This is a genomic window from Citrobacter sp. wls718 (assembly GCF_005280945.1).
GTDB classification, from domain to species: Bacteria; Pseudomonadota; Gammaproteobacteria; order Enterobacterales; family Enterobacteriaceae; genus Citrobacter; species Citrobacter gillenii.
Genome location: NZ_SZWV01000060.1, coordinates 22947 through 31139, shown reverse-complemented (window position 1 = coordinate 31139; position 8193 = coordinate 22947). Strand labels below are relative to the sequence as shown.

8 protein-coding genes, 2 pseudogenes and 1 other annotated feature are annotated in these 8193 nt (G+C 46.6%); of the genes and pseudogenes, 7 read left to right on the top strand and 3 right to left on the bottom strand.

Features of this window, described 5'->3' with window-relative positions:
* The 4 genes from FDW95_RS23195 to FDW95_RS11980 form a co-directional block, all read left to right on the top strand.
* On the top strand, positions 1-860 hold an 860-nt coding region (locus tag FDW95_RS23195), incomplete at its 5' end, for a hypothetical protein (RefSeq protein WP_170972998.1).
* A 512-nt stretch (positions 861-1372) separates the two neighbouring features.
* Positions 1373-1609 (top strand): AlpA family phage regulatory protein, encoded by a 237-nt coding sequence (locus tag FDW95_RS11990; protein ID WP_046694510.1) that lies wholly within the window; start codon positions 1373-1375, stop codon positions 1607-1609.
* Positions 1610-1732: 123 nt separating this feature from the next.
* Positions 1733-3157, top strand: a complete 1425-nt coding sequence (locus tag FDW95_RS11985; RefSeq protein WP_115257457.1) for a YfjI family protein — start codon at positions 1733-1735, stop codon at positions 3155-3157.
* Between the two features lie 192 nt (positions 3158-3349).
* Positions 3350-3970 carry an inovirus Gp2 family protein gene (locus FDW95_RS11980; protein WP_046694512.1) on the top strand — a complete coding sequence of 207 codons (621 nt, stop codon included), beginning with the start codon at positions 3350-3352 and terminating at the stop codon, positions 3968-3970.
* Between the two features lie 56 nt (positions 3971-4026).
* On the opposite strand, the gene FDW95_RS11975 is transcribed toward FDW95_RS11980, so the two are convergent.
* The gene (locus tag FDW95_RS11975; protein WP_249359063.1) at positions 4027-4701 is read right to left on the bottom strand and encodes an ATP-binding protein; all 675 of its coding nucleotides are present in this window, start codon (positions 4699-4701) and stop codon (positions 4027-4029) included.
* Between the two features lie 61 nt (positions 4702-4762).
* Between FDW95_RS11975 and FDW95_RS11970 the strand changes: the two genes are divergently transcribed.
* The 3 genes and pseudogenes from FDW95_RS11970 to FDW95_RS11960 all read left to right on the top strand — a co-directional run.
* A protein-coding gene (locus FDW95_RS11970) for an IS3 family transposase (RefSeq protein WP_170972997.1) occupies positions 4763-5976 on the top strand; the annotation gives its coding sequence in 2 pieces (ribosomal slippage) (positions 4763-5054 and positions 5054-5976; 1215 coding nt in all).
* Positions 5044-5160, top strand: a sequence feature (AL1L pseudoknot). Its footprint overlaps the gene before it by 117 nt.
* A gap of 73 nt (positions 5977-6049) precedes the next feature.
* Positions 6050-7153, top strand: coding sequence for a Tn7-like element transposition protein TnsE (locus FDW95_RS11965; protein ID WP_227743569.1), 1104 nt, complete (start codon positions 6050-6052; stop codon positions 7151-7153).
* A 91-nt stretch (positions 7154-7244) separates the two neighbouring features.
* Positions 7245-7343: pseudogene (locus FDW95_RS11960) on the top strand (ATP-binding protein); the annotation flags it as partial.
* A gap of 293 nt (positions 7344-7636) precedes the next feature.
* Here the strand turns inward: FDW95_RS11960 and FDW95_RS11955 are convergent.
* Together FDW95_RS11955 and FDW95_RS11950 are read right to left on the bottom strand one after the other, a co-directional pair.
* A pseudogene (locus FDW95_RS11955) lies at positions 7637-7801 on the bottom strand (transposase domain-containing protein); the annotation flags it as partial.
* Complete coding sequence (locus FDW95_RS11950; protein ID WP_071843346.1) at positions 7746-8009, bottom strand: transposase; 264 nt, start codon at positions 8007-8009, stop codon at positions 7746-7748. The gene FDW95_RS11950 and the pseudogene FDW95_RS11955, both read right to left, overlap by 56 nt.
* Positions 8010-8193: the final 184 nt, after the last annotated feature.

The window sequence follows — 8193 nt, the reverse complement described above, 5'->3', positions numbered from 1 at the left end:
GAGATTCAGGGGGCCAGTCTAGTTTCCTTTCAATCACTGACATATGTGAACGGGAAAATATATCTATTACGAAAGTTATAAGCGATTGGTTGAATTTTTCGAGGAAGCTATTTGTAAAATTAGATGCTGTTCCATGTTGCTTGAAAAGAACATTCGAAGGGGATGACAATTCGGAAATAGAAAATATTACTTCAGGTTCTGATGAGTACCAAAGCGTTTTTGGTTCAACGGCTTACAGGGTCTTTATTCCTCTAAATCCACAAGAATGTGAAATTGAAAAAAATAAAAATCAAAATGAAATTGTTTCATCTTATATTTCTTATCAAGGTCTGGCATATGGCTTTTGGGAAGTAAAACCAACTAAAATAACTCGTTTTGCAAATGAAGGGTATCATATTGCAAATGGAACCTCACGTAATGCTATTATTAATACTCCCGGAGCAGTAATTATTAATGGCAATGTAAGTGATCATGTTTTATTTTTTAATCATTCCTTTGTAATTTTCAAAGAAGACTTCTTTGTTGGACCTGACATTGAAGCTGTTTTAGATGAGTCTTTATTTACCGAAGGTACAGTTGAGGTTTCACCTCAAAATATAAAGTCAGTAGTTCCCGGAGCAGAAAGTAACGTTGATCAAAATGTGAACGCTAAAGAAATTGTTAAAGGGGCTAAAGAAAGGGTATCTAAGGCAGAACGGGATGCTATATTTATAATGTTAAGTAAATACTATAAAAGTAAAAATGGTAAACTTGAGGCTGCACCAATCGCGAATATGTTGAATTCGGATGCCAAGGATATATTACCTGGGCGAGAGTTCAGCCCGGAAACTATTCGCCGCTGGTTGAAATCAATTCAATGATACTTCAAGTAATTTATTTTTATGGCAAATATAAAAACTTGTTAGCATTATTCATGAATTCTAATATTTATCATTCTCAGCAATCTATGGTGGGAAAGTTATAATAACTTTTTTTGTTGACTAATCCTTAATTATGCAAAGCTAATATAGAGTATAGCCATAAATGGAAAATTTAATATTGAGAAAAATGTATTTATGAGATTTTTTCATTATTGTGAGTTGCATGATTAATACATATCTCTTAATGAATCTCTCTTTTAACCTTTTCAATATTTATGTTTCAGGTTTTACTAAAAACGTAATGACGCAAAGGAAAAACGGTAAACACATCGAATATTCTATTTAAGAAGCCTCAAATGTATTTTAAAGTTCCCACATTAAGCCACCGTAAAAACCACATCAAGCCACTGTAAGCACCACAATAAGCAATGTGCACCTTAATAAGCCGTAAACTTCTTTTATATTAGCGCCTGCTTGAGCCATGCTGCATCCATCGAAACAAAGGAGGCAGTATGAAAGCAAAATTCAACAGTCCAACATCAGAAGAACGCTTACAGGTATTACGCAACAATGGCGAACCTCATGATCGCCTCGTACGTGAAAAAGAGCGTCAGCACATTACATCTGTATCCCGTTCAACGGCCTGGAAACTAGAGCAAGTCGGTCAGTTTCCACTGCGTAAGTCTATTGGTCTGAAATCCTGCGGGTGGCTGTTAAGTGACCTGCTGTATTGGATCAGTGAGCGTTAACATCAGGTTTTTTTTGCATTTATTTTTTGGATGACCCGAGTTCATCCTGCTATTTCTACTATTAATAGCGGAATAGCAATATGAGTGAAATCGTTTTAAACGTTAACTGAATGAGAGGTATCTATGCTGTGTGGTCGTCCTTTTCCTGTACATGTGTTCCCACAGATCATCAGAAATGCAGTTTACGAAGTAGAACAGCATACGCAGGCTCCTCAGGCTTTGATTGCTGCATCAGTACTAGGGGTTATTTCTCTTGCCTGCCAGAACCGGATTGATGTGTGCAGACTGAATAATCTGCGCAGCCCGGTATCGCTTTTTTTACTGACACTGGCGGAATCGGGTGAACGCAAAAGTACGGTGGACAAACTGCTAATGAAGCCATTGTATCAGCTGGAAGATGAATGGTTTGAAAAATATACCCAGGATCTGATTATCTGGCGGAATGAGGAAACGGCTTTTAATGTTGAAAAGAAAGCCTTGATGTCAAAACTGAAATCAGAGATTTCCCGTAACAAAGAACATTCCACAACGAATGAACGACTGAAAGCGCTGTTGGCAACATACCCGAAAGCACCGGTCAGGTTCAGACAGATATTCAATGATGCCACACCTGCGGCGATAAAAGACTATCTCAGTGGGCACTGGCGGTCTATCGGGCTTATGTCTGATGAAGCTGGCACCATTTTTAACGGCTATGCGCTGAATGAACTGCCTTTCATCAATAAAATGTGGGATGGCGCAATGTTTCCCGTGGAAAGAAAAAGCGAACCGGATAAATTAATCAAAGATGCCAGAATGACGCTGGCACTGATGGTCCAGCCTGATGTGCTTAAAAAAGGATATCTGGAACGAAAAGGCGATACAGCGAAAGGGATCGGATTCTTCGCACGGTGCTTGATGTGTCAGCCTGGTTCAACACAGGGCTACCGGCAAATTACCAACCCGGTTGTCTCAAGCGAGCATCTACCGGTATTTCATCTACGACTGATGGGGATCGTTAACGAGAGTATTATCAGAAATGATGAAAATGAACGTCTGTGTCTGTACTTCTCCCCTGAGGCTGAAAAACGCTGGCTCGAATTTTATAATAAAGTTGAGTCGGAAATGGGGATTCTTGGAGCACTGTCTAATTTTAAAGATTATGCCTCTAAAATGGCTGAAAATATGGCAAGAATTGCGGCATTATTGCATTACTTTAATGGTGATGAAGGTGATATATCTCTTCTGACTACGGAGGCGGCTGTGGAGATCAGTGCCTGGTATGTTGATGAGTATATTCGACTTGTTTCTCATCCCCCGGGATTTACACTGGTTAATTCAGAAGCGGATGAACTTTACTTCTGGATTAAAGAGTATTGCTGTCGGTGCTTTGTACCCTACATCAGGAAAAACACTATACTGCAATATGGACCCAGTAGGTTTCGAAATCGTAATAAAGTGAATGAGTTGTTAGGTACACTATATTCTCAAAAAAGGATATTCGCTGCTAAAAAAGGAAAAACAGTATTTATAGCACCCGCTAATGTCGAATTTAATATTTATAGTTAAATTAATTGCAGAGTGGATTGGTAAAGCATTGGCGTTACGCAATGTAACTTTTTTGACGAATTTAGTGTTGGATAGGTAATATATTGCTATCATCTTTAATATTATATCTATCCTACAATCAAGCAATGCTTGCATCTATTTAAATCATTAAAAGTAAATAGTATTGTAGGAATATACATAAGGATTTAATCTATGAATTTATACCCAGGATCGCATGGTGAGCATGTACTCGCCTATAAAAAGCATATTGAACGAGTCGTCAATGATGCTGTAAGTGAATTCCCTAGAACAATGGCATTACGTGTTGATGTACATTATCCACCTATTTTAGACAGAGGAGATACTGTTTGCTGCTTCCCTAATGTGGAGCCTGGTGCCATATCCCGTTTCCGTAATGCGTTAAATGCAATGCTGGAGGCCAATGAAAAAGCCAGAACTGCCAACGGCAAAAGAATATATCCAAACCGAGTTCGTCATGTTTGGGTAAGGGAGTTTTCCGAAGAGGGAAAATGCCACTTTCATATTGGTCTTTTTTTTAACAAAGATGCTTATTACCATTTAGGTGATTATGAGGCTGAAAGCAATTTACGGATGATGATTGTAAGGGCATGGTACAGTGCACTGGGGTTGGAACTGGATGATTATCCGGGATTGGTTCACTACCCTGAAAATTGTCGTTATATATTAGACGTCAATGATTTTAACTTTGAAGGAGAATACAATAAATTACTGAATCGTCTTGACTACCTGGCTAAACTTGATACAAAAGTATACGGAGATGGCGACCGTAGCTTCGGCTGCAGTCGCGGGTAATTTATTTTTTTACAGAAATGGCCTTTCTTATGGATGGAAAGGCCAGACCTTATATATCAAGACGATGGTGAGCGATAAAGTATTGTTTTCAAGTAATCATCTGTTGCAGTAAACTCAGGGAGTTGGCCACTCATGGCCTGTGTTAGTGGAATAATCTTTGTCCTGACTCCCATCCCCCTGAAATCAACGTAACCATAATCACGTAAGACTTCCATGATAATCGTATTACGTGGTGAACGCTGACCTGCAACCATCTTTTCAACCGACATCGAATTATTCAGCGCCCCAGGGCTAATAACTTCAAATCGATTGCTATACAAGCCAATCTCTATCTCAACAAAGCGTGTCCAGTCATGATGAGCCAGTGCATTTACAACAGTTTCGCGAATAGCTTCCAGTGGATAATACCAGGTTGTTTCCCGACGTAGATGCGTATCGGGTAGAGAGGCCTCTGAAGTGATAAAGGGCATGATAGTCGACATCAAACGCTCAATCAATCCACCATCGATCAAAGCCTTTCCGGCTTCCTCAGTATCAAAACGCCCAACCATTGGACCATCCAGAATATCATCGAGTAACGGTTGGTACTCCTTATCCTCGCTGGCAAACGCAAAGACTCGGATACCTGATTGACGTAAATACTGGCGTGGATGTTTACCGAAGAGCACCAACCCGGCAATTGTACAACAGACATTTTCACCCGCATGTGTCAGAAAACTTAATCCTAACAACCGTTGTTGAACCGCCCCGGGAATCCTGGAGACTAAACTCCCTGAGAAAGAGGTAAACAGGATGACTAAAAATACTCGTTTTTCCCCCGAAGTCCGTCAGAGGGCGATTCGTATGCTTCTGGAAAGTCAGGGCGAATATGACTCACAGTGGGCGGCAATTTGTTCCATTGCCCCAAAGATTGGCTATACACCGGAGACTCTGCGTGTCTGGGTACGCCAGCATGAGCGAGATACCGGAGGCGGTGATGGCGGGCTCACCACCGCTGAACGTCAGCGTCTGAAAGAGCTGGAACGTGAAAATCGTGAACTGCGCCGCAGTAACGATATCCTTCGCCAGGCTTCCGCTTATTTTGCGAAGGCGGAATTCGACCGCCTCTGGAAAAAATGATGCCGCTGCTGGATAAGTTGCGTGAGCAGTACGGGGTCGGACCGCTATGCAGCGAACTGCATATTGCCCCGTCAACGTATTACCACTGTCAGCAACAGCGACATCATCCGGATAAACACAGTGCCCGTGCGCAGCGCGATGACTGGCTGAAGAAAGAGATACAGCGCGTATACGATGAAAATCACAAGGTATACGGTGTGCGTAAAGTCTGGCGTCAGTTGTTACGGGAAGGTATCAGAGTGGCCAGATGCACTGTGGCACGTCACATGGCGGTTATGGGACTTGCCGGTGTTCTCCGGGGTAAAAAGGTCCGTACGACCATCAGCCGGAAAGCCGTTGCCGCAGGCGACCGCGTAAACCGTCAGTTCGTGGCAGAACGTCCTGACCAGCTGTGGGTGGCTGATTTTACTTACGTCAGCACATGGCAGGGCTTCGTCTATGTGGCGTTCATCATTGATGTGTTTGCCGGATACATCGTGGGGTGGCGGGTCTCATCGTCCATGGAAACGACATTCGTGCTGGATGCACTGGAGCAGGCGTTATGGGCCCGTCGACCGTCCGGCACAGTCCATCACAGTGATAAAGGTTCTCAGTATGTATCGCTGGCCTACACACAGCGGCTTAAGGAAGCCGGATTACTGGCATCAACAGGAAGTACTGGTGACTCGTATGACAACGCGATGGCGGAGAGCATCAATGGCCTTTACAAAGCGGAGGTAATACACCGTAAGAGCTGGAAAAACCGGACAGAAGTGGAGCTGACCACACTCACGTGGGTGGACTGGTATAACAATCGACGATTGCTGGAAAGGCTGGGCCATATCCCACCGGCAGAAGCAGAAAAAGCTTATTATGCTTCCATCGGAAACGATGATCTGGCAGCCTGAGTTCACAGATAAAACACTCTCCAGGAAACCCGGGGCGGTTCAGGAAAAACTCTAAAGCGGTGGCCAGTTTTAGTTGACCACTACACTTCTCAAAATCAAGGGATACAGAGACCATTTCAGTTGGCTGCTGCTGAATCAGGATGTGAGGCGATCCTTCGAGTCAATCTGGCAAAGCCTCAATCAAAGGCAAGAGCGGGTACTGCAAGAGTCGGCGTATGCCAGGTGGCAGTTCGACTTTCAGGCACCCACTTCCCTTGCGGGTACCACCATGGATGTGCGAGGCCCCTTTGATCCGGAAAGCAACGAATTGCTGGTCTGGGAGATCGAAAAGCTTCAGGGGCTCCGGTTTAGCCATCGCGGTGATATTTTTTTCCGTCACCCTGCTCTCAAGTTACCCGTCAGGGGAGAGAACACAGGCTGTGTATCCGTGCCATCGGGAGCGAAAGAGTTGGAGGTGGATGCTGACGAAGAGCCGACTGCTGCCAAGGAGCAGAGGTTGATTCATCTGCCCGTTGAGGGAGTCACGTTTGATGCTCAGCTGCGCACCAAGATCGCCTACAACGGGGATCGTGCCAACGGTTATGGCAAGAAGGTCGACGACGAGCAATGCCCGAGCAGAGAAATCCAACTCTTCGGCGTGGCTGATCCTGTGAGCGAGGGCAGCATAGCGTCAGGAGAATTCCAACAATTGGGTGAGGGAGAGGGTGATGGGGACGAGCATGAACGGCTTGCAGATCGCTTCTCGCTGCTCCGAGAGATTCTTGAACAAATCACCCAAGAGTCTGGAGTTGCGCTGGTAGCACTGGAAGTGAGGCCTCTGCCGCCCGTTCCACGTTGCAGCTACCACATGATTGATCACGAAAAATCACGCTGTTATCTGCTGGCAAGGTTCAAGCTGCAAAACGGCGATCAACGCTACCTTCTAGAAATAGATACCTCAGACAACCGGAAGACCATGTCAACGCGGATCATGGGCTTCAAAGTAGGTGTTGAGGCAGGAAAATGCATAGACAGGATCTTGAGGGAGACAGTGAAAGGCTCGTTGCGTTGGCCAGGCACCATGGCGAAGTACTGTGAGCCTTTGCACTCTGTGCATCACCCGAAAGAAAGCTCATCTGGGGCCAACCATGCCCGGGTGTTCGACCGGAAGCAGCGGATACACGCGGCCCTAGGCTGATTGCAGAATACACCGCAGTTCGGCTGCGATACATCTTGTCGCGCACTGCGTGCAGCCTCCCCGAAACTGCCCCGAGCCATGCCAAGGCGATATAGGCCCCTTGGGAGTCGGCAAGACGCATCTGGCCATCGCACTGCGCTATCGGGCGGCGCAGTGCGGCATCAAGACCCGCTTCATCACTGCGGCCGACCTTGGTGCTGCAACTGGGCGCGGACCAGCGTAACCGTCCGGGCATCCCGGCTGGCTTGCCCCCGCCAAGCTAAGAGATGGTGGCAGTTCGTGGATGCCGTTTCCCGGGTGCACGCGATCCGAGACCACGCGATCAAGCAGGAAAACGAGCACCTGGGCTTGCCTGACTGACCGCAGGCCGGCGACGACAAGGTGGAAAAGTTCGGCGTGTGGCTCTGGCGGCAACGATCCCGCGAAGGGCGGACGGTGCTTGAGCTGTTGAACGTAAGCGTGCGGGCAAACCGTCTTGCGCGACTATGCCGGATGCCACCTATGCGGCAGCAGCTCTGCAATCTCACTCGCCCGCTGCGTCGGCAACCGTGTCAGCACATCCTTGAGATAGGCATACGGATCGTGCCCATTATTACGGGCCGACTGGATCAAACTCATGATCGCAGCAGCGCGCTTGAGCATGCGAACCCGCGCCGAGCATTTGAGAAGGCAACGGGATGAACGCTGGCTGGATAGCCGTGGTTTTCTGGGTAAGCAGGCGAATCCATTTGTGGACGAGGTTGGCATTGAGGCTGTAGCCCAAGGCGATGTTTGCGATGGAGGCACCGTGTTCAGAACACTCCTGAATGACCTGGGCCTTGAAAGATTTGCTGTAGGTACGGCGCTGAGGGCGCATGGAAAATCCGCTTGATGGGCCATGGCCTTCGGCGGCGGTGTCGGGAAGGTGTGTTGGCCGGACGGATACTGTTGAACTACGTTGTCTGGGGCAACGGAAGTGTTTCGGCCCGACTCTGGAACGCGATCCGCAGCGGCGACTGGGCAATTCCGCACGTTGGCCTGAGCAGCCTCGGGGAAATCGT

Coding starts and splice junctions, on each gene's coding strand:
- FDW95_RS11990 (WP_046694510.1), top strand. CDS start 1,373: ATGAAAGCAAAATTCAACAGTCCAACATCAGAAGAACGCTTACAGGTA.
- FDW95_RS11985 (WP_115257457.1), top strand. CDS start 1,733: ATGCTGTGTGGTCGTCCTTTTCCTGTACATGTGTTCCCACAGATCATC.
- FDW95_RS11980 (WP_046694512.1), top strand. CDS start 3,350: ATGAATTTATACCCAGGATCGCATGGTGAGCATGTACTCGCCTATAAA.
- FDW95_RS11950 (WP_071843346.1), bottom strand. CDS start 8,009: ATGCGCCCTCAGCGCCGTACCTACAGCAAATCTTTCAAGGCCCAGGTC.